18 protein-coding genes are annotated in these 19,349 nt (G+C 66.7%); 7 read left to right on the top strand and 11 right to left on the bottom strand.

The window, feature by feature from the left end:
- Nucleotides 1-7: 7 nt before the first annotated feature.
- Together AC1DKV_RS31560 and AC1DKV_RS31555 are read right to left on the bottom strand one after the other, a co-directional pair.
- Nucleotides 8-1,651: a fatty acid--CoA ligase gene (locus AC1DKV_RS31560; protein WP_477138848.1), complete on the bottom strand. Its 1,644-nt coding sequence runs from the start codon at nt 1,649-1,651 to the stop codon at nt 8-10.
- A gap of 35 nt (nt 1,652-1,686) precedes the next feature.
- Complete coding sequence (locus AC1DKV_RS31555) at nt 1,687-3,483, bottom strand: acyl-CoA dehydrogenase (protein ID WP_477138847.1); 1,797 nt, start codon at nt 3,481-3,483, stop codon at nt 1,687-1,689.
- A gap of 252 nt (nt 3,484-3,735) precedes the next feature.
- Between AC1DKV_RS31555 and AC1DKV_RS31550 the strand changes: the two genes are divergently transcribed.
- Together AC1DKV_RS31550 and AC1DKV_RS31545 are read left to right on the top strand one after the other, a co-directional pair.
- Nucleotides 3,736-4,524, top strand: a complete 789-nt coding sequence (locus tag AC1DKV_RS31550; RefSeq protein WP_477138846.1) for an SDR family NAD(P)-dependent oxidoreductase — start codon at nt 3,736-3,738, stop codon at nt 4,522-4,524.
- 66 nt (nt 4,525-4,590) lie between these two features.
- On the top strand, nt 4,591-5,625 hold the full coding sequence (locus AC1DKV_RS31545) for a phosphotransferase (RefSeq protein WP_477138845.1): 1,035 nt from the start codon (nt 4,591-4,593) through the stop codon (nt 5,623-5,625).
- A 199-nt stretch (nt 5,626-5,824) separates the two neighbouring features.
- Here the strand turns inward: AC1DKV_RS31545 and AC1DKV_RS31540 are convergent, their stop codons facing one another.
- The 5 genes from AC1DKV_RS31540 to AC1DKV_RS31520 form a co-directional block, all read right to left on the bottom strand.
- On the bottom strand, nt 5,825-6,277 hold the full coding sequence (locus AC1DKV_RS31540; RefSeq protein ID WP_477138844.1) for a hypothetical protein: 453 nt from the start codon (nt 6,275-6,277) through the stop codon (nt 5,825-5,827).
- 207 nt (nt 6,278-6,484) lie between these two features.
- Nucleotides 6,485-7,810 (bottom strand): MFS transporter, encoded by a 1,326-nt coding sequence (locus AC1DKV_RS31535; RefSeq protein ID WP_477138843.1) that lies wholly within the window; start codon nt 7,808-7,810, stop codon nt 6,485-6,487.
- A 116-nt stretch (nt 7,811-7,926) separates the two neighbouring features.
- Nucleotides 7,927-8,142, bottom strand: coding sequence for a DUF2783 domain-containing protein (locus AC1DKV_RS31530; protein WP_441619610.1), 216 nt, complete (start codon nt 8,140-8,142; stop codon nt 7,927-7,929).
- A gap of 37 nt (nt 8,143-8,179) precedes the next feature.
- Nucleotides 8,180-9,928 carry an FAD-dependent oxidoreductase gene (locus AC1DKV_RS31525; protein ID WP_477138842.1) on the bottom strand — a complete coding sequence of 583 codons (1,749 nt, stop codon included), beginning with the start codon at nt 9,926-9,928 and terminating at the stop codon, nt 8,180-8,182.
- A gap of 53 nt (nt 9,929-9,981) precedes the next feature.
- Nucleotides 9,982-10,941, bottom strand: a complete 960-nt coding sequence (locus AC1DKV_RS31520; protein ID WP_477138841.1) for an MBL fold metallo-hydrolase — start codon at nt 10,939-10,941, stop codon at nt 9,982-9,984.
- 298 nt (nt 10,942-11,239) lie between these two features.
- Here AC1DKV_RS31520 and AC1DKV_RS31515 point away from each other — a divergent pair, with 298 nt between their 5' ends.
- A complete protein-coding gene (locus tag AC1DKV_RS31515; protein WP_477138840.1) occupies nt 11,240-12,055 on the top strand; it encodes an IclR family transcriptional regulator in 816 nt (271 codons plus the stop codon).
- Between the two features lie 4 nt (nt 12,056-12,059).
- A complete protein-coding gene (locus AC1DKV_RS31510) occupies nt 12,060-12,920 on the top strand; it encodes an IclR family transcriptional regulator (RefSeq protein ID WP_477138839.1) in 861 nt (286 codons plus the stop codon).
- A gap of 18 nt (nt 12,921-12,938) precedes the next feature.
- Here AC1DKV_RS31510 and AC1DKV_RS31505 read toward each other — a convergent pair whose 3' ends face one another.
- Nucleotides 12,939-13,925, bottom strand: a complete 987-nt coding sequence (locus AC1DKV_RS31505; RefSeq protein ID WP_477138838.1) for a LysR family transcriptional regulator — start codon at nt 13,923-13,925, stop codon at nt 12,939-12,941.
- Between the two features lie 105 nt (nt 13,926-14,030).
- On the opposite strand from AC1DKV_RS31505, the gene AC1DKV_RS31500 reads away from it, so the two are divergent.
- The 3 genes from AC1DKV_RS31500 to AC1DKV_RS31490 all read left to right on the top strand — a co-directional run bounded on the left by AC1DKV_RS31500 (nt 14,031) and on the right by AC1DKV_RS31490 (nt 16,331).
- Nucleotides 14,031-14,153, top strand: a complete 123-nt coding sequence (locus tag AC1DKV_RS31500; RefSeq protein WP_441619598.1) for a hypothetical protein — start codon at nt 14,031-14,033, stop codon at nt 14,151-14,153.
- 151 nt (nt 14,154-14,304) lie between these two features.
- Nucleotides 14,305-15,372, top strand: a complete 1,068-nt coding sequence (locus tag AC1DKV_RS31495) for an aromatic ring-hydroxylating dioxygenase subunit alpha (RefSeq protein WP_477138837.1) — start codon at nt 14,305-14,307, stop codon at nt 15,370-15,372.
- A gap of 5 nt (nt 15,373-15,377) precedes the next feature.
- The gene (locus tag AC1DKV_RS31490; RefSeq protein WP_477138836.1) at nt 15,378-16,331 is read left to right on the top strand and encodes a PDR/VanB family oxidoreductase; all 954 of its coding nucleotides are present in this window, start codon (nt 15,378-15,380) and stop codon (nt 16,329-16,331) included.
- Nucleotides 16,332-16,338: 7 nt separating this feature from the next.
- Here AC1DKV_RS31490 and AC1DKV_RS31485 read toward each other — a convergent pair whose 3' ends face one another.
- From AC1DKV_RS31485 to AC1DKV_RS31475, 3 genes are all read right to left on the bottom strand, one after another.
- Nucleotides 16,339-17,688 carry an MFS transporter gene (locus tag AC1DKV_RS31485; protein WP_441619592.1) on the bottom strand — a complete coding sequence of 450 codons (1,350 nt, stop codon included), beginning with the start codon at nt 17,686-17,688 and terminating at the stop codon, nt 16,339-16,341.
- A gap of 65 nt (nt 17,689-17,753) precedes the next feature.
- Nucleotides 17,754-18,488 carry a carboxymuconolactone decarboxylase family protein gene (locus tag AC1DKV_RS31480; RefSeq protein WP_441619590.1) on the bottom strand — a complete coding sequence of 245 codons (735 nt, stop codon included), beginning with the start codon at nt 18,486-18,488 and terminating at the stop codon, nt 17,754-17,756.
- Between the two features lie 29 nt (nt 18,489-18,517).
- Nucleotides 18,518-19,336, bottom strand: a complete 819-nt coding sequence (locus AC1DKV_RS31475; RefSeq protein WP_477138835.1) for an SDR family NAD(P)-dependent oxidoreductase — start codon at nt 19,334-19,336, stop codon at nt 18,518-18,520.
- Nucleotides 19,337-19,349 lie beyond the last annotated feature (13 nt).

Genomic DNA, 19,349 nt, shown 5'->3' with positions numbered 1-19,349 from the left:
CGGTGGGCTACTGGTACTTGTCGCGCAGCAGGCGCTTGTTGATCTTCCCGACGCTGGTCTTCTCGATGGCATCGACGAAGACGACCCGCTCCGGCACCGCGTACTTCGAGATCACGCCGCGGCGCGCGCAGTCCCCCAGGTGCTCCCGTATGGTTGCTTCGTCGGCGCTTTCACCCGGCTTGAGCACGACCAGGGGCAAGGGACGCTCGCCCCATTTGGGGTCCTTCACGCCAATGACCGCGACTTCGCGCACCGAGGCGTGGCGCGAGATCAGGTCCTCCAGTTCGAGCGACGAGACCCATTCGCCGCCCGTCTTGATCACGTCCTTGATGCGGTCGGTGACCTGGAGGTAGCCGTCGCTGTCAATCGTGCCGATGTCATTGGTATGCAGGTAACCGCGCGCCCACAGTGCCCGGGATGCCTCGGGGTCCTTGTCATATCCCTGCGTCAGCCACGGCGCGCGCACCACGATMTCCCCGCTTGCCTTGCCGTCGTGCGCGACATCGCGCATTTCCTCGTCGACGATGCGCAAGTCGACCAGGGGAATCGGCAGGCCGGTCTTGGTCCGTATGTCGAGCTCGCGCGACGCTTCGCCCGCCATCGACGTCTTGACCTGGGCGAGCGTGAGGATCGGGCAGGTCTCTGACATGCCGTAGCCGGTGAAGACATCGATGCCCCGGTCGATGGCCGCTTGCGCGAGGCCGCGCGGCAGCGCCGAGCCTCCGACGATGACCTTCCAGCCCGCCAGGTCCGCCGCTTGCGCGGCGGGACAGGAGAGCACCATCTGCAGGATGGTGGGCACGCCGTGCGAGAACGTGACCTTCTCCCGCCCGAGCAGCGCGAGGAGCGTTTCAGGCGCGTAGCGTCCGGGGTAGACCTGCTTCATCCCCATCGCCGTGGCGACGAACGGCATGCCCCACGCATGCACGTGGAACATCGGCGTCATCGGCATGTACACGTCGTMGCGGTGCACCCGTCCCTGCGCCGGCGCGCTTGCGAGAGCGRCCATCGTGGCCAGCGTATGCAACACGATCTGGCGATGGCTGAAGTACACCCCCTTTGGCTGCCCGGTGGTGCCGGTGGTGTAGAAGGTGGTCGCCCTGGTGTTCTCGTCGAAATCGGGAAACGGGTAGTCGGGCGAGGCCGAAGACAGCAACGACTCGTACTCGTCGGCGAATCCGTCGGGCGGGTCGGTGGCCTGCGGGCTACCCTGGGCGTCTTCGAGCAGGACGAAGGTGTCGACGGTGAGAAGGTGGGAGCGGATGAGCGCCAGCACCGGCAGGAAGTCGGCGTGGATCAGCAGGGTCTTGGCGCCGGAATGATTCAGGGTGTAGATGATCTGTTCCGGCGCAAGCCTGACGTTGACGGTGAGCAGCACCGCGCCCATCATCGGCACGCTGAAGTAGGTTTCCAGGTAGCGATGGCTGTCCCAGTCCATGACCGCCACCGTATCGCCGGGGACGACGCCGATGGAACCCAGGCCGCTTGCCAGCAGGCCGATCCGGTGGCGCATGGTCCAGTAGCTGTGCCGGGTCTGGTCGCGATAGACGATCTCTTGCTCGGGGTGCACGGCGAGCGGCGCGTGCAGCAGTTGCTTGATGAGGAGCGGGTAGGCGTAAGCAGACGACGTACGCTCGTTCGGGGAAGGCATGGGCACGGTTTTCCTTTGTTGTCCTGGCGGCAGAATCAATGCGAGTCTTGATGGAAGGCGAGGGTGCCGGCCGCGCCCGCCATGACGGTCTGGCCGAGCCCGGTGACCTGTGCCAGCAGGTGATCGGCATAGAAGCGGGCCGTGGCGCGCTTTGCCTGCAGGAACGCGGCATCGCCTTCGCCGCGCAGGAGCCGGCCCTGCGCGATGCGCAGCGCGCGGGCCATCTGCCAGCCGCCGCAGACGAGCCCTGCGAGCTTGAGGAAAGGAGTCGCGCCGGCGTACACGGCTTGCACGTCTACGCTGTGATTGCGCACCACCCATTCGACGCAAGCCTCCAGCACGCCGACGGCCGCGGTCACTTGCTCATGTACCACCCGCACATCGTCCTGACTGCCGAGTTCAGCAAGCAGTGCGAGATCGGAGCGCATCATCGCGACCACGGCGCGTGCCGTGCGCCCATTGTCCCTGGCGATCTTCCTGCCGACCAGATCGTTGGCCTGGATGCCCGTGGTTCCCTCGTAGATCGTGGTGATCCGGGCATCGCGCAGGTGTTGCGCGACGCCGGTCTCCTCTATGTATCCCATGCCACCGTGGACCTGAAGCGCGGTGTTGGTGACTTCGACAGTCATTTCGGTGGCCCAGCCCTTGTTGATCGGGGTGAGGAAATCCACGAGGGCCTGCTGGCGGGCACGCTCTTCAGGGTCGCTGGCGGCATGCAACATGTCGCCCGCGGCGGCCAGGACGTAGGCAACCGCCCGGGCCGCTTCGGTCAGGGCCCGCATGGTCATCAGCATGCGGCGGACGTCAGGGTGGCGGATGATGGCCGCGGCGCCGGTCTCGCGGTCGCCGACCGGCCTGCCCTGGGTGCGTTCACGCGCGTAGCGCACGGCTTGCTGGTAGGCGCGTGCGGCGATGCCGATGCCCTGCAACCCGACTGCGCCACGCGCTTCATTCATCATGACGAACATGGACTCGAGTCCGCGGTTTGCCTCGCCGACCAGGTATCCCACCGCGCCTTGCGCATCGCCATAGGCCATCACGGCAGTCGGGCTGGCGTGAATTCCGAGCTTGTGCTCGATGGACACGCACCTGACATCATTGCGTGCGCCTAGCGTGCCGTCAGGCATCACCAGKAACTTCGGGACCAGGAACAAGGAAATGCCCTTGACGCCAGGGGGCGCATCGGGCATCCGCGCCAGCACGAGATGCACGATGTTCTCGGACAGGTCATGTTCACCGTGGGTGATGAAGATCTTCTGCCCGTAGATGCGGAAGTGATCGCCTTCGGGGACGGCTCGGGTGCGCACCGCGGCGAGATCGGAACCGGCCTGCGGTTCGGTCAGGTTCATGGTGCCGGTCCAGCGTCCCTCGATCAGCGGTGGCAGGTAGCGCTGCTTCTGTGCATCGGAGCCACACAGCATCAGTGCCTCGATGGCGCCGCCGGTCAGCATCGGGCAAAGCGAAAAGCCCATGTTCGCCGCGGCGAGCATCTCGAAGACCGCAGCCGCGACCACCCTCGGCAGGCCTTGGCCGCCGTACTCCTGCGGAAAGCGCAGTCCATTCCATCCCGCGGCTACGAACTGGCGATACGCTTGCTTCACCCCGGGTGGTGTGGTGACCTTTCCGTCGGCGAGCGTACAGCCGACCACGTCACCCTCGCGGTTGATCGGCGCGAGCACTTCGCCGCTGAACTCCGCGGCGGCGTCGAGGATGGACGCGACCGTATCCGCCGTGGCGTCCCCGAAGCCGGGCAGGGCGGCGATATCAGCCAGCYCGGCCAGTTCGGTGAGGACAAAATTCATGTCGCGCAGTGGCGCGCTGTAGTGACTCATGGTGTCTGATGGTCTGGCAATGCCGCGAGGGACTGGTGGAGGGAATTGCGTCAAGCGTAGGCGTCCTTCCTTGCGCTTTCAGCCCCTCCGCCGGGGAGCCCGGCGCAGGCGCCACGCCTCCCCATCCGAGGGGCTGGCACGTGCGGGGAACGCCCTTAGTCTTCTGCAGGCTGATGCACGGGCGCTGGCGCCCAGCAGCGTTCGTGCGCAATAGGAGCGCCGGCCCGGCTAGACCCCTGAGGAGACATATTCATGGCAGTCACGCATTCCATCCCGCAACCGTTTTCCGACCTGGAGGGGAAAGTCGCACTGGTGACCGGGGCTTTCAGCGGCCTGGGACGTCATTTCGCACTCACGCTCGCCCGTGCCGGCTGTCGCGTCGCGCTGGCCGGGCGGCGGCTGGCAGCGGGCGAGTTGCTGCTGTCGGAGATCCGGGAGGGCGGTGGCGAAGGCTGTGTCGTACCACTCGACGTGTGCGAATGGAGGTCGGTATTCGCGGCGTTCGATATCGCCAGCCAGGCGCTGGGCCCGATAGATATCGTGGTGAACAATGCCGGCATTGCGACGACAGGGCCGGCCATGGAGACCACGGAGGACGAGTGGCAACAGGTCATTGAAACCAACCTGAACGGCGCCTGGCGGGTCGCCCTGAGCGCGGCGCGCCATATGCGCGATGCGGGTAGCGGAGGAAGCATTGTGAATATCGCATCCATCCTCGGCATGCGCGTTGCACAACAGGTGCCGGCCTATTCCGCCGCCAAGGCGGGCCTGATCCACCTGACCCGCTCGCTGGCGCTCGAGTGGGCGCGCTACGGCGTGCGCGTCAACGCCCTGGCTCCAGGCTACTTCGAAACGGATATCAATCGCGAGTTCTTCGAGACGCAAAGCGGCTCGGCGCTGATCCGGCGCATCCCCCAGCGCCGCCTCGGCCAGGCTGGCCAGCTTGACGGGGCGCTGCTGCTGCTGGCTTCCGATGCCTCGGACTACATCACCGGAACGATCCTCCCGGTGGACGGCGKACACATGGTCAGCTCGCTCTGAACGGGCGTGGCCCGGCGAGATGACCCMGATGGGCGGTTCCCCAAGGAATCAGGAGCATTTCAAGCAATGAACACAACAAATCCGGACCTGGATATCCACGTCCTGGCCGAACTGCTGCATGGCGTCGGCCTGACAKACTACCGGTGCCTGAAGGCGCACCGCCTGACCGGCGGCCAGTCCAACCCGACCTACCGCATATCGTGCGGCCCTCGCCAGTATGTCCTGCGCACAAAGCCGCCCGGGCAATTGCTGGCCTCGGCGCATGCGATCGACCGCGAGTACCGCGTGCTGCAAGCCTTGCAGAACAGCGAGGTGCCGGTTCCACGTGTCCACTTCTACAGCGACGATACCTCGGTCGCGGGAAGCCCGTTCTACATCATGGATTACCTCGATGGCCGGGTCATGGTCGATCAGTCGCTGCCGGGCCTGGCTGCTACGKAACGCAGTGCCATCTACGCGGAGATGAATCGCATCATTTCCACGCTGCACATGGTCGACTATGCCAGCCTGGGGCTGGGCGACTTCGGCAAGACCGGAGACTACCTGGCGCGCCAGATTGCCCGCTGGACCCGCCAGTACCGGCAGTCGGAGCAAAGCATCCGGGCGATGGACGCGCTGGCCGACTGGTTGCCGGGCCATGTTCCGCCGGAACATCTCGCTTGCCTGGTGCATGGGGACTTCCGGCTCGACAACCTGGTCTTCCACCCCACGCAGCCGCGCGTGATCGGCGTGCTGGACTGGGAACTGTCGACGCTGGGCAATCCCCTGGCGGACTTCGCATATCACTGCATGAGCTGGCATATCCCGCCGCAGCTCTGGCGCGGCATCGCGGGTCTCGACCTGGCAGCGCTCGGCATTCCCGATGAGCTGTCCTACGCCAGGTCGTACTTCGGCGCCACGGGGAACGACGCAACGGAGCACTGGACCTTCTATCTCGCGTACAACTTCTTTCGCCTCGGCGCAATCATGAGCGGCATCGCACAGCGCGCGCAAGCTGGCAATGCCGCCTCGGCAGACGCGGTGGAGACCGGCCGCAAGGCCGGGCCGATCGCCGAGATCGGCTGGGCATACGCACAGCGCAATCACTTGCCAGGGCGGTAGCGCCGAGGCTCCCATCGAGTGCCTGCGGGCACTCGCCTGCGTTGCGMGGGCAGATCACGCGCAGCTTGCGGGGGGATCACGTGTGGACCGCGCGCCTTGATTGCCTGCAGGACCGGTGGTGAGCAGAAATGACGCGCGCCGCGGGCCAGATCCTGGGCCGCKGCGCGTCCGGCCGCATGGCTCGCGCCATGCCGCGGGTTTATCCGTTGAGAGTCACATCGTTGCCAGAGTCGGTGCGCGCCCCATCCGTGAAGGGATCGCGCTTGCCGAGGCCGGCGACGACAGACGTGCCGGACAGGCTATTGATTTCGGCGCCATGCGCTCCATCCGTGAAGGGGTCGCGCTTGCCGAGGCCGGCGACGACAGACGTGCCGGACGGGTTATTGATTTCGGCGCCATGCGCACCGTCCGTGAAGGGGTCACGCTTGCCGAGGCCGGCGACGATGACGATCGCAGGGAGTCGCCCGTGAGCGGAGCCCAACAGTCGTGCGGCAGCGGGGGCGCGCTGGCTGGTCTTGGCCGCATGGGCTGACTGGAACGGCAGCCGCGTCGTGGCGGGCCCGGCATTGCCCGCGAACACGGGGGAGGCAGCGAACGTGGCGGTCAGGGCCATCGCCACGCCGGCGATGGTGGAACGAGTAACGGTCTTCATGTTGGTACGTCCTTTGAACAATCAGAACACGGGGGTATCCGCCGCACCTCGCGAAACGGATAGCGTGTTCGGTGATCTGATGTTAGTAGTCACCCTGTACGGGATAAATACCTACATGAGGAACAGATTGTTCTCTGATACGTGCCAATCGGTCGGGGCTCGGTATCCGCGGGCTTCAGCCCGGTGCCGGTCGAGCCCGTCCTGGCCTCAATGGCGCGGCTCGCCCTTTGGCACGCCCAGCCACATCGCCGCKCCGCTGGCCAGCAGCAATGCCGCGAGCAGATAGAGCGCATTGTCCATGCTGCCGGTGTGCGTCTTGATCTGGCCGATGACCCAGGGGCTGACAATGCCGCTGGTGATGCCGATGCTGCTGATGAAGGCAATGCCGGCCGCGGCCGTATGCGCCGGCAGATGGCTCGGCGGCAAGGACCAGAAGATGGGCAGCGCGGCGAAGATCAATACCGTTGCGGCGGACAGCAGCGCGAGCATCGCCGGAAAGCTCGGCAGGTGCAGGGTCAGCAGCGCCAGTGCCAGCGCCCCGCCGGCCGTGCAGGCAATGAAATGGCGGTGCCGCTCGCCGCGCCGGTCCGAGTTGCGGGCGATCAGGATCAGGCCCACCGCACCGATGGCGTTGGGGATGACCGAATACAGGCTGATCGACATCACGTCGGTGATGCCGAAGTCCCGGATCATCAGCGGCATCCAGAAGCTCAGCGTCAACGAGCCGCAGGTCAGCGCGAAGTAGATAAAGGCGAACAGATAGATGCGGGGATTGCGCAGGGCCTGCATCAGCGCGGCGAAGGAGTGCGCATGGGTGCCCCGTTCGCTCTCGCCGTTGTGCGCGGCCAGGTAGGTTTTCTCCTGGTCGGTGAGCCAGCTGGCCTGTTGCGGCTTGTCGACCAGGAATGCTGCGGCCACCAGTCCCAGGACGACCGCGGGCGCGCCTTCGATGGCGAACATCCACTTCCAGCCCTGCAGGCCGAGCACGCCGGCCATGTCCCGCATGATCCAGCCCGATACCAGTCCGCCCAGCACGCCGGCCACGGCCACCCCCGCAAAGAAGATGGCCATGACCGCCGCGCGCCGGCGCGCCGGAAACCAGTAGGTCAGGTACAGCACGATGCCCGGGAAKAATCCGGCCTCGAATACGCCCAGCAGGAAACGCAGCGTATAGAAATGGGCGGGGGTCGACACCATCATCATGCCGACCGAGGCCAGTCCCCACAGCACCATGATGCGGGTAAAGGTGCGGCGCGCGCCAAAGCGGGCCAGCAGCATGTTGCTGGGCACTTCGCACAGCACGTAGCCGACATAGAACACCGCGGCGCCCAGACCGTACATCGCATCGCTGAAGCCGAGATCCTGCTTCATCTGCAACTGGGCGAAGCCGATATTGATGCGGTCCAGGAAGGAAATGACGTAGCAGACAAAGAGGAAGGGAATGATGCGCAGCCATATCTTCCGGTAGAGTGCGTCTTCTTCGCGCGCAGCGGTACCTTGGGGCGCAATGGCCCCCGCATAGGATTGGGTCATGGAATGTCTCCGGKAACGCGGGCCTGGCGGGCCCTGGATGCCGACGTCTTTTGGGTCTTGCGTATGTGAGCGTCTTKGCAAAGAGTGGATGCGCGAGCGGGCCGGGCCCGCTGCGCTCAGGGTTGCGCGACGCGGCCTGGTGCCGTGCCGTCGCGCGCCATCTCCATGGCCGCGAGCAGCGTGCCATGGTCGCCGATATGGTTGGCGAGCAACAGGATCAGTTGCGCGTTGACGGCCTGACTCTGGCTGTCGTCCAGATCGCGGTGCATCTCGATCAGGGCTTCGTAGAAGTCGTCGGGGCGTGCCAGGTTAGGCTGGGTATTGAGGGTCATCGCTCTGCCTCCTTTTATCGGGATGTCGCCTTGAGATTCATGCCGGCACCAGGCCAGCGGGAGCCGGATCCGAAACCACCGCGGCTGGCCGCTGCGCGCCGGGCGCGTTGCCGGTCGCGCGCGCCATGGCCGCCGCGACGCCGGCGGCATCGATTCCCCGCCAGCGCGCGCAGACATGCTGGTCCGGGCGGATCAGGTACAGCGTGCCGGGTTGCGCGTCATAGCGCCGCGTGGCCAGCCCCTCGGTGTCTTGCAGTACCGTCACGCCGGCCGGCTGGCCGGCCTGGTCCGTGAGGCCCGTATCGAGCAGGACCACCCTGAGCGGCAAGCTGCCTTGCTGCAGGCGGAGCAGCGCCTGCAAGGCCTTGCCATCGGGCGCGCCGAACACCAGTGCGGTGAACTGCCCGCCCAGGTGCGGCAGCAGCCAGCCGGGGCCTTGCTCGCCGATGACCGGGGCGTCCACGCAGGCAGCGCCCGGCAGCATGTCGCCGGCAAAGTCGCCTGCATCGGCAGTGTTCAACGGCGAATCGCGCAGTACCGAGGGCACGGAAAGCCGCCCGCTGTTGACCAGCCGGCGCGCGAACGCATGCTGCTTCGACAGGTTGAGCACGGCGTCGCGGAACACCTTGCTGACGGCGCTCTTCGGCGTGATGAAATCGGTGGAGCGCGTCGAGTTGCGGATGTTCTCGTCGGCGGCGTACTCGCGTTCGCTCGCATAGGTATCGAGCAGGCTGTCCGGCGCATGGCCGCCGATCACGTAGGCCAGTTTCCAGGCAAGGTTCTCCGCATCCTGCACGCCGCTGTTGGCGCCGCGCGCCCCGAACGGCGACACGCCATGGGCCGAATCGCCGGCGAACAACACGTTGCCGTGGCGGAAGCTGTCCATGCGCAGGCAGGAGAAGGTATAGACGCTGACCCATTCCAGCTCGAACTTCACGTCCGCSCCGAGCAGCGCCYGCACGCGCGGGATGACGCGCTCGGGYGYTYTCTCCAGCACGGGRTCGGCGTCCCAGCCGAGCTGGAAGTCGATGCGCCAGACATTGTCSGGCTGSCGRTGCAGCAGCACGGACTGGTTCGGGTGGAAGGGCGGATCGAACCAGAACCAGCGCTCGGTCGGAAACTCCGCCTCCATCTTCACGTCGGCAATCAGGAAGCGATCCTTGAAGGTGCGGCCCTTGCTGTCGAGGCCGAGCAGGTTGCGCAGCGGGCTGCGCGAGCCGTCGGCGGCCACCACGTAGCGCCCGGCAAGGGCATAGGGGCCGTCGGGCGTGTCGATGGTCAGCACGACAGACGCATCGGCTGCGCCGGCATGGCGCTGCTCGATGCCGGTGACCTTGTGCTTCCAGCGGATGTCCAGGTTCGGCAACTGGCGTGCGCGGTCGAGCAGGAAACCCTCGACGTAGTACTGCTGCAGGTTGATGAAGGCGGGGCGCTGGTGGCCCGCCTCCGGCAGCAGGTCGAAGGCGTAGACCTGTTCGTCGCGCACGAATACCTTGCCGACGTTCCAGCACACGCCCTTGTCCACCATGCGCCCGCCGCACCCCAGGCGGTCGAAGATGTCCAGGGTGCGCTTGGCGAAGCAGATCGCGCGCGACCCGCTCGACAGCGTGCAGTCGTCGTCCACCAGCACGACCGGCACGCMATGCTGGGCCAGGTCGATCGCGGTGGCCAGGCCGACAGGGCCGGCGCCGACGACGATGACCGGGTGAGGGTTGCCGGCGTGCCCCTGTCGCTGCTCGGGACAGGGCTGATACTCAAATGACAGGTTCTGGTAGTCGTTGTTCATGCGTGTGTCTCCATCCACTCTTCCCGGCTGTTCCCGCTCGCTACGGTTCGCGCTTATTCCTGCAGCGCGGCCCACATTTCCTTGTCGCGCTGGGCGGTCCAGATGCGCGGATGGGCGATGCCACTGGCTTCGTCGAAAGCGCGCGACACGTCGAACGGCAGGCAGTGTTCGTAGATGAAGACATGGCCGAACTTCGGGTCCATCGACTCGCGCGTATGGGCCATGGCGCGCTTCAGGTCCAGGCGATCGGCCACGGCCTCCTTGCCGGCCTGGAACAGCGTGCTGACGAAGTCCTTCGTATAGGCGATGCCTTGCCTGACCTCTTCCGGGTTGGTAAGGGCGGGGCCGCGGCCCGGCACCAGCTTTTCGGCGCCCAGCGCCTGCAGGGCGTCGAGCGTGGCCGGCCATTGCGCGAGCTGCGCGTCGCCGCAGTAGCAGGCCGCGTCGTATTCGACCAGGTCGCCGGAGAACAGCACCTTCTGCGACGGCAGCCAGACCACCGTATCACCCTTGGTGTGCCCGGAACCCAGGTGCGCKATGCGGACTTCCAGCTTGCCCAKGTACAGCGTGATCTCCTTCTCGAACACCAGCGTCGGCCAGGTCAGGCCGGGCACGGTCTCGACGCCGGCGAACAGGCGCGGGAAGCGCTCGATCTCGGACTTCATGTCGGCCTCACCGCGCTCCACGATCATCTCGTAGGTGCCGCGGCTGGCGATGACCTGCTCTGCGCCCTCGGCAAAGTACGCCGAGGCACCCAGCACGCGCACCGCGTGGTAGTGCGAAAGCACGACGTACTTGATCGGCTTGTCGGTGACCGAGCGGATCCTGGCGATCAGATCCTGGGCCATGGCAGGGGTGGCCGTGGTATCGACGATCAGCACGCCGTCGTCGCCGATGATCACACCCGAGTTGGGGTCGCCCTCGGCGGTGTACGCGTAGGCGTTCTCGGAGAGCTGGGTAAAGGTGACTTTCTTGGCTTCCAGGTCGGCCTGGGATGCGAATGCCTTGCTCATGCTTGCCTCTTTGCTTGTCTGTCGTTTTGTGGGGGGACGAGACGGCGCAAGCCATGGCGATCGGCTGCAATGGTGGAGGCTGTCTCGCCMCGTCTTGACTCTGTGCTCTGTGGTTGCACCGGTTGCGGGGTAAGGCCATCTTAGGAATGCCGGTTAAATTAGTCAAGAGCAAAACATATTGCCATTGACTAATCTTGAGGCGAGCAATGAATGGGGCACCGAATCTAGGGGAAAACCCGATATCTTCTAGGGCGCATGAGGCCCGTCCATTACCATCTGGTCTTTCAAAGGAAAACGAATGGCACGATCAGCGGACGCCACGCCGGATGAAGGCGCGGCGGAGAAKGCGCAGCGCGGTATCCAGAGTGTCGAGGTCGGCGGGCGCTTCCTGCGGGCGCTGGCCGATGTGCGCGCGCCGATGACGCTGGTCGACCTCGCCGCCAGCGTGCAGATCGCGCCCGCGCAGGCTCACACTTACCTGGTCAGTCTGGTGCGGCTCGGGCTGATCAAGCGGGACCACCTGTCGGGCCGCTACGAGCCGGGCCCGCTGGCGCTGCAGCTCGGCATGCTGTACCTCGACCACGACGCCGCCTACCGGGCTGCCGTGCCGCGCGTGGCCGGGCTTGCCGCGTCCTGCGGGTTCAGCGTGGCGATCTGTGCCGCGGGTCCGCAGGGGCCCACCATCGTGCGCTATGCGCATGCCGGCTCGCCGCTGCACGTGAACTTGCATGTCGGCACGGTGATGTCGCTGTCGGCAACCGCAACCGGCCGCGTGTTCTGTGCTTTCCTGCCGCCCGGGCAATGGCAGGCGATCTGGCAGCGGCAGCAGGCGGCGGATACCGCCGCGGCCGGCGCCACGGCGCAGGCCGGCGCCTTCGCCGCCACGCTCGCCGCCATCCGCGAGCGCGGCATCGAGCGCAGCATCGATGCGCCGAGCCCCGCCGTCAGCAGCCTGAGCGTGCCGGTGCTCGACGAAGCCGGGCAGCTGCGCCTGGTCCTGACCGTGGTCGGGGCGACCGGCGTCATCGACGTGGACTGGGGCGGCCCCGTGGCCAGCGCGCTGCTGGCCACCGCCGCCGCCATCCGCGAGGCCGTTGCCGGCACCACCGAATGACCGAATGACAGGCCCATCCTTGCCAATCGACGACAACCAGGGCGACGCCGCCAAGCCCCAGCGCGGCATCCAGTCGCTCGACAACACCGGCCAGCTGCTCGCGGCGCTGGTGGCCGCGGGCCGGCCCTTGCCTTTGCGCGACCTGGCTCGCGCGGCCGGCATGGCGCCCGCCAAGGCGTTTCCGCATCTGGTCAGCCTGCAGAAGATCGGCTTGCTGGCGCGGGATGCGGCGGGCAATTTCCGCGCGGGCCCGCTGGGGCTGGAACTCGGGCTGATTGCCCTGCAACGGCTTTCGCCCACGCGCGAGGCCGAGCCGGAAGTCATCGAGCTGGCCGGCACGACCAGCCTGAGCGTGGCCATGGCCGTGCTCGGCCCGCTGGGGCCGACGGTGGTGCGGCTGGAAGAGGCGGCGCGCCCGCAGCACGTCAGCCTGCGCGTCGGCACGGTGCTGTCGCTGGTCAATACGGCGATCGGCCGGCTGTTCGCCGCGCATCTGCCGKAACACGTGCTGCTGGGTTTGCTGGAGCAKGATGCGCTTCGGCTGGCCGGCGTGCCGAAGGCGGAAGTCGTCGAAGCCGGGGGCGGGAAGGGCGAAACGCTTGCCCCGGCCTATGCGGCGCGGCTGGCGCAGATCCGCACCGCGCGCATCGACAATGCACTGGGCAGGCCCGTGCCCGGCATCGACACGCTGGCCGCGGCCGTGTTCGACCATACCGGCAGCATCGCGCTGGTCGTCGCCCTGATCGGCACCTCGGGCAGCTTCGACAGCCACACCGATGGCGAGACGGCCCGGGTGCTGCTGCAAGCGGCGCGGCGATTGTCGTGGCGGTTTGGCGCGATGGAGCCGGCAGCGGCGAACGGCTAGCCGCGCGGGCTTCGCGCCTTACTCTTCTTTCGCCGCGCGCCGGGATCGCTTGACCGGCGCCGGCGATGCCGGCTCGCCTGCTTCCACCTGCACTTGCGGATAATGCTCGAAGGTGCGCTTCATCAGCTCCCGCAGCCAGATGATMGCCGGGTMATGGTGGAAGCGAGGGTGCCAGTGCTGCCTGATGGCGAATTCCGGCAGCGCCACCGGCGGCTGCATGACACGCACCGTGCCGTACCTGGCGAACACATTGGCCAGCTCCAGCGGCACCGTCGCAATCAGCTCCGGCTGCTGTTCCATCAACAGCGGCACGACCAGGAAGTGCGGCGTCGACAGGTAGATATTGCGCTTGATGCCGTGATCGTCGAACGCGCTGTCGTAGGCTGCGCTGGCGCGCCCCGAGAGCGTGACGACGATCTGCGGCATGCGCTGGAACTGCTCGAGCGTCAGCGCTTCGCCCACTTCGTGGTTGCGCGCGCTGACGATGGTCACGAACGAATGCATGAACAGGCGCTGCTGGAACAGGCCCTCCGGCGCAGCGCGGATGGAGCCAAGCGCCAGGTCGGCCTMGCCGGAGCCGAGCATGCCCTMGATCTGCTGGAGCGGGACCTGCAAGGTGCGCAGCGTGCAAAGCGGTGCCTCGCGGCGCAGCCGGCTGATGAGCKGCGGCAGGAACACCAGCTCGCCCATGTCGGTCATGCAGAGATTGAATGTGCGCCGCGCTGTGAGCGGATCGAACCGCGCCTGCGACAGGACCTGCTGCCTGACCGTGGCCATCACGCCCACGATGGCTTCGGTGAGTTCGGCCGCCTTGTGCGTGGGCATCATGCCCTCCGGCGCCTTGACGAAGAGCTGGTCGTCGAAGAAGGCGCGCAGCCGGTTCAGGGCGTGGCTCATCGCGCTCTGGGTCAGGCCAAGTTCCTGCGCGGCCTTGGTGACGCTGCGTTCGCGCAGCATCGCATCGAACACCGCCAGGAGATTCAGGTCCAGGTCCGTCGCATGCATGGCGTACATTCTCGCTATTAGGTGGATGACGTTGACGCATGTTTCCCCGAAACCTATTCTGCAGTCAAGGGCCCCGCAGACGGGCCCTGGCAACGGAGACAAGGCATGACCCCCGACCTGCAACCGCATTTCCATGTGCACTTCTTCGTGCGCATCCTCGTGCGCATCCTTGTGCATATCCACGCCCACCGGCACACGCCTGCGCACGGCGCATGGCTTTCATCCTGATGCTTTCCCCGCTGCCGGGCGCAGCACACTAGCCAGCCGATCCGCCTCGCGCGTCCCGCACATGCTTCGCTGCCCAGCGATGCGTGCGTGGCAAGCCGCGCCCGGGATTCCCGCGGCGCACGCGCAACAGCCCTTCAGAAGGAATACGAGCATGTTTATCAAGAACACCTGGTATGTCKCCGCCTGGGACAAGGAAATMCCTCGCGAAGGCATGTTCTCCCGCACCATCATCGGCATGCCGGTGGTGATGTATCGCAAGGAAGACGGCAGCATCGTCGCCCTGGAAGACCGCTGCTGCCATCGCGGCGCGCCGCTGTCGGTCGGGCGCAGGGAAGGGGACTGCATCCGTTGCATGTACCACGGCCTGAAGTTCGACAGCGCCGGTAAGTGCGTCGGGGCGCCGGCGCAGGAGCGCATTCCGCCGCAGGCAAAGGTGCGCAAGTTCCCCATCGTCGAGCAGCACCGCTGGGTGTGGATCTGGATGGGCGATCCGGAGAAAGCCGATCCGTCTCTCGTGCCGGACACACAGTGGCTGGACCACCCGGACTGGCGCAGCCTGGATGGTTATATCCACTACGACGTGAATTACCTGCTGATCTGCGACAACCTGCTCGACTTCTCGCACMTTCCCTTCGTCCATCCGACCACCCTGGGCGGCGGCGAGGACTATGCAGCCGTGCAGCCGAAGGTGGAGCGTATCGATGGCGGTGTCAAGATCACGCGCTGGGCGCTTAACACCGACGCGCCCGCATTCGCCAAGGCGGTCAAGGCGTGGCCCGGGAAGGTCGACCGCTGGAATATCTACAACTTCACGCTTCCGGCCATCCTGCTGATGGACTCGGGAATGGCGCCCACCGGCACCGGAGCGCCGGAGGGCACGCGCATCGATGCCGCCGAGTTCCGTGGCTGCCAGGCGATCACGCCGGAGACGGAGAATTCCACGCATTACTTCTTCGCGCATCCGCACAACTTCGCCATCGACAAGCCGGAAGTCACCGCCTCGATCCACCAGAGCGTGGTCACCGCATTCGACGAGGACCGCGACATCATCTCGGCCCAGCAGCGCAGTCTCGCGCTCGCTCCGGACTTCAAGATGATGCCGTTCTCGATCGATGCCGCGCTGTCGCAGTTCCGCTGGGCGGTCGCCCGCAGGCTCGAAGAGGAGTCGGCCCAGGCTGCCGCGCCTGCCGAAGCCAGAACGATTGCCTTGCAGAGGTAGTGCAGATGCTCGAACTCATCGTATCCAGGCTGACCGCGGAGGCCGAAGGCGTACGCGGCGTCGAGCTGCGCCGCCCGTGCGGCGGCGCCTTGCCGGCGTTCAGCGCGGGCGCGCACATCGACGTCCAGCTGCCCGGCAACATCGTCAGGCAGTACTCGCTGTGCAACGACGCCGCCGAAACCGACCGCTATTGCCTTGGCGTCGGCCTTGCGCAGGCATCGCGCGGCGGCTCGCGCTTCGTTCACGAAGGACTCAGGGAGGGCGACTCGCTTGCTGTCAGCGCGCCGCGCTCGCTGTTCGGCATCGAAGCGGCTGCCAGCACCCATGTCTTCATCGCCGGCGGCATCGGCATCACGCCGGTTCTCAGCATGATCCGCTGGTGCGAAGCCAACCACAGGCCATGGAAGCTGTTGTATTGCGTGCGCTCGCGCCAGCGCGCGGCGTATCTGGCGGCGTTGTCGCGCTTTGGCMAACGGGTGCAGGTTCACGCCGACGACGAACGCGGCGGGGATCTGGCMGATATCTCGTCCTTTCTCGGCGGACTGGCCGAAGGCAGCCATGTGTACTGCTGTGGTCCTGCACCGCTGATGGACGCGGTGGCCGCGACGGCGGCAGCAGCAGGCGTGCCCGGCGCGGCGACCCACTTCGAGCGCTTCAATGCCGGCCCGCAACGGACCGGCGCGGATGCGGAGCAGGGATTCACCGTGGTCCTGCGCCGCCATGGCGGCCGCTTCGCGGTCCCCGGTGGCGTCTCCATCCTCGAAACCCTGGAGCGCAACGGCGTCCCCCTGCCTTTTTCCTGCCGGGAGGGACTGTGCCGCAGTTGCGAAGTGCCCGTGCTGGCCGGCGTGGCGGACCACCGCGACTATGTGCTGGGCGACGATGAGCGGCAGGCCAACACGAGCATCATGATCTGCGTCTCCAGGGCGCTGACGCCCGAGCTTGAACTCGATATCTAGCCACTTGTCACCGCGCGGGCCCGCCTTCGCGCACCGGCTTGTCGTCCAGCAGCCGGGCGGGGATGGCAAGCAGCAGGGTGAGCGCCCCGCCAACCAGCAGCACCGCAAGCATGTCGAAGGCGAAATAGAGATCGCCGGTGCGGGTCTTCAGCGCGCCCACGACGATGGGGCTGAGCAATGCCGCGAGGCCGCCCAGGCTGCTGATGAAGGCGATGCCCGCGGGGGCCTGGCCGCGAGGCAGGTAAGCCGGCGGGATGGTCCAGAACACGGGTAGCGCGGCCAGGCACGCCGCGGCGCCGGCAGTCATGCAGATCACCGACGGCAGCAGCGCGCCGCGCACAAGGCCCAGCAGCAGGAAGCTGGCGGCGCCGACCAACATGGTGCCGGCGACGTGCCAGCGCCGCTCGAGGCGTCGGTCCGAACTGCGCGCCAGCAGGAACATGGCAGCCAGGGCGAGCAGGTAGGGCAGGCTKGAGATCCAGCCGATGCGGGCGACCTGGTCCACACCGAAGTCACGGATCAGTGTCGGCATCCAGTAGGCAATGGTGTTGGTGGCCGCGTAGATGGAAAGGAAGGCCAGCCCGATCGCATAGATGCGCGCATCCCCGAGCAAGCTCCGCAGGCCGCCGTGCCCCTGCGGGCGGCTTTCGGTGGCGAGCTGGCGCCGCAGCATGGCCTTCTCGGATACGCTCAGCCACGGCGCGGAGTCCGGGCCGTCATCGAGCCATCGGTAGGCCAGCAGGCCCAGCAACACGGCGGGAATGCCTTCCACCACGAACAGCACCTGCCAGTCCCGCAGCCCCAGCCAGCCATCGAGATGCGACATGATGGCCGCCGCCAGCGGGCCGCTGATCATGCCGGCGACCGTTCCCGACATCAGGAACAGCGAGGTGATCCGGCCCCGGCGTGCGGCGGGGAACCAGTATGTCAGGTAGAGAATGACGCCGGGAAAGAACCCCGCTTCGGCGACGCCCAGCAGGAAGCGGGCGGCGTAGAGCGCCGCGGGCGAATTGACCTGGCTGGTGGCGATGGTCGCGACGCCCCACAGCAGCAGGATGCGGGTGATGGTCAGGCGCGCGCCGATCTTCTGCATGTACAGGTTGCTCGGCACTTCGAACAGGATGTAGCCGGCAAAGAACGCCGCCGCCCCGATGCCATAGGCCGCATCCGACAAGCCCAGGTCGTGCGCCATGCGCAGCTTGGCGAAGGAGATGTTGATGCGGTCGATGGTGTTCAGCACATAGGCCAGGAACAGGAACGGCAGCAAGCGCCACATGATCTTCCGATAAAGGGCGGCAAGCGTGCCCGCGTCTTCGCTCAGCGTTGCGGCGGGGGGGAGTTGGGCCAGTGATTGCACTGTGGCCTCCTGTACGTTCCTGGGGATGGGGGACGGCGGGCACTGCCATGCGGCGCCCGCTGGCGCTAGGCTTCGATGGCCCGGCAAGCCTGGTCGAGCAGCGGCACCGCCAGTTCGCAGGCCTCGATCCCCTGCAGGCTGACGATCTTGAGCACGGCCAGGATCTGCTCGCGCGTCGCGCCGAGCTTGAGTGCCGCCTCGATATGCCGTTGCGTGCCATGGCCGTACATATGGGTGATGGCGGCATCGCCGGCGATGCAGAGAAACTCGATCCAGAGCGGCGGCAGGATGTTGTCGCGCCACAGGCCGAAGCCCATCGCCAGGAATTTCTCCAGGTACAGCGGATCCCAGCGGTACAGCGTTTCCCACAGCGGGTTGAACATCCCGTTGGCGCGCACGGCGTCGCATACCGGCGTGGCGCCGGCCGCCACCGGCTCGTCGGGCAGGCCCGCGCGGGCCAGTTCCTCGGCGAGCGCCGGCACGCCGACCGCGCAGGCGTGGATGCCAACCACGCTGGCCAACTTGAAGACTTCGAGGATTTCGGCACGGCTCGCGCCGAGCTGGAGCGCCTCGCGGACGTGGCGCGACACGCCGGGCTTGTAGAGATGGGTCGCCGTCACGTCGATATTCAGGCGGATCAGCGCGACGAGCTTGGGGTCGAGCACGCCCTCGGCCTGTGCGTCGCGGGCCAGCGCGACCCAGGAAGCGATCCACTTGGGATCCCATTGCGTGAGCGGGTCGAGCTCGCTGCCGAGCACGCCGTTGTCCCGCAGCGCCTTGTAGTGGGGGAAGAGATTCATTTGCATATCTGTCGAAGCTGTTGCGGTGATCAGATCACCGAGCCCCCGTTGGGGCTGATCACCTGGCCGACCAGGTAGTGCTCGTCGCTCGCAAGGTGCAGCACCGTCGCGGCATACTCTTCGACCGTGCCGAAGCGCCCCGAGGGGCAGCCCTGCCAGAGCCGGTTGCGGCCGGCATCGCCGATCTGCTCCAGGTATTGGTTGAAGGCGGGCGTCGCGACGCCGCCCGGCGCCATCGCGTTGACGAAGATGTTGGCGCCGGCCACTTCCATGGCCACCGACCGGGTKAACGCGATCACCGCGCCCTTGGTGGCGCTGTAGTGCGGGCTGTGCGCGCTCTTCGACGAGATGCCGGCGATMGACGCGACGTTGACGATGCGCCCGAAGCGCTGCGGCTGCATCAGCTTCAGCGCTTCGCGCGTGCAATAGAAGACACCGTGCACATTGACGCCCCAGTAGCGCAGCCATTCGTCGTCGCTGATTTCACTGGTGAACCCCAGCGAGTCGCGCGCCACCGGCGTTTGCATGTACTCGTAGAGCTGGTTGCGGCGCCCGGTGTCGATTGGCCTGTTGGGCGTCAGCGCGGCGTTGTTGACGAGCGCGTGCACCGTGCCGAAGCGCGCCACGGCGGCCGCGAACATGGCGCTGACCTCGGCGCTGGACGAGACATCGCAGTGCAGTGCCAGGCAGGCGCCGCCCGCGGCTTCCACCGCTTCGCGGGCCTCGTGCAGCGATGTCTGGTTCACGTCGCAGATCACGACGTCTGCGCCTTCGCGCGCCAACGTGACGGCGATCGCCTTGCCCAGGCCCGGCCCGACGCCGGTCACGAGCGCAACTTTGTCTTTCATTCGCATGGCAGTA

It is taken from the genome of Cupriavidus sp. 05T41 (genome assembly GCF_056396525.1).
Note: the sequence above shows the minus strand (reverse complement) of the source record. Positions and strands in the feature narration are given on the sequence as shown.

Excerpts from the sequence above, each read along its gene's own strand:
- AC1DKV_RS31540 (WP_477138844.1), bottom strand. The coding sequence starts at position 6,277 with ATGAAGACCGTTACTCGTTCCACCATCGCCGGCGTGGCGATGGCCCTG.
- AC1DKV_RS31530 (WP_441619610.1), bottom strand. The coding sequence starts at position 8,142 with ATGACCCTCAATACCCAGCCTAACCTGGCACGCCCCGACGACTTCTAC.
- AC1DKV_RS31500 (WP_441619598.1), top strand. The coding sequence starts at position 14,031 with ATGACCCCCGACCTGCAACCGCATTTCCATGTGCACTTCTTCGTGCGC.
- AC1DKV_RS31480 (WP_441619590.1), bottom strand. The coding sequence starts at position 18,488 with ATGAATCTCTTCCCCCACTACAAGGCGCTGCGGGACAACGGCGTGCTC.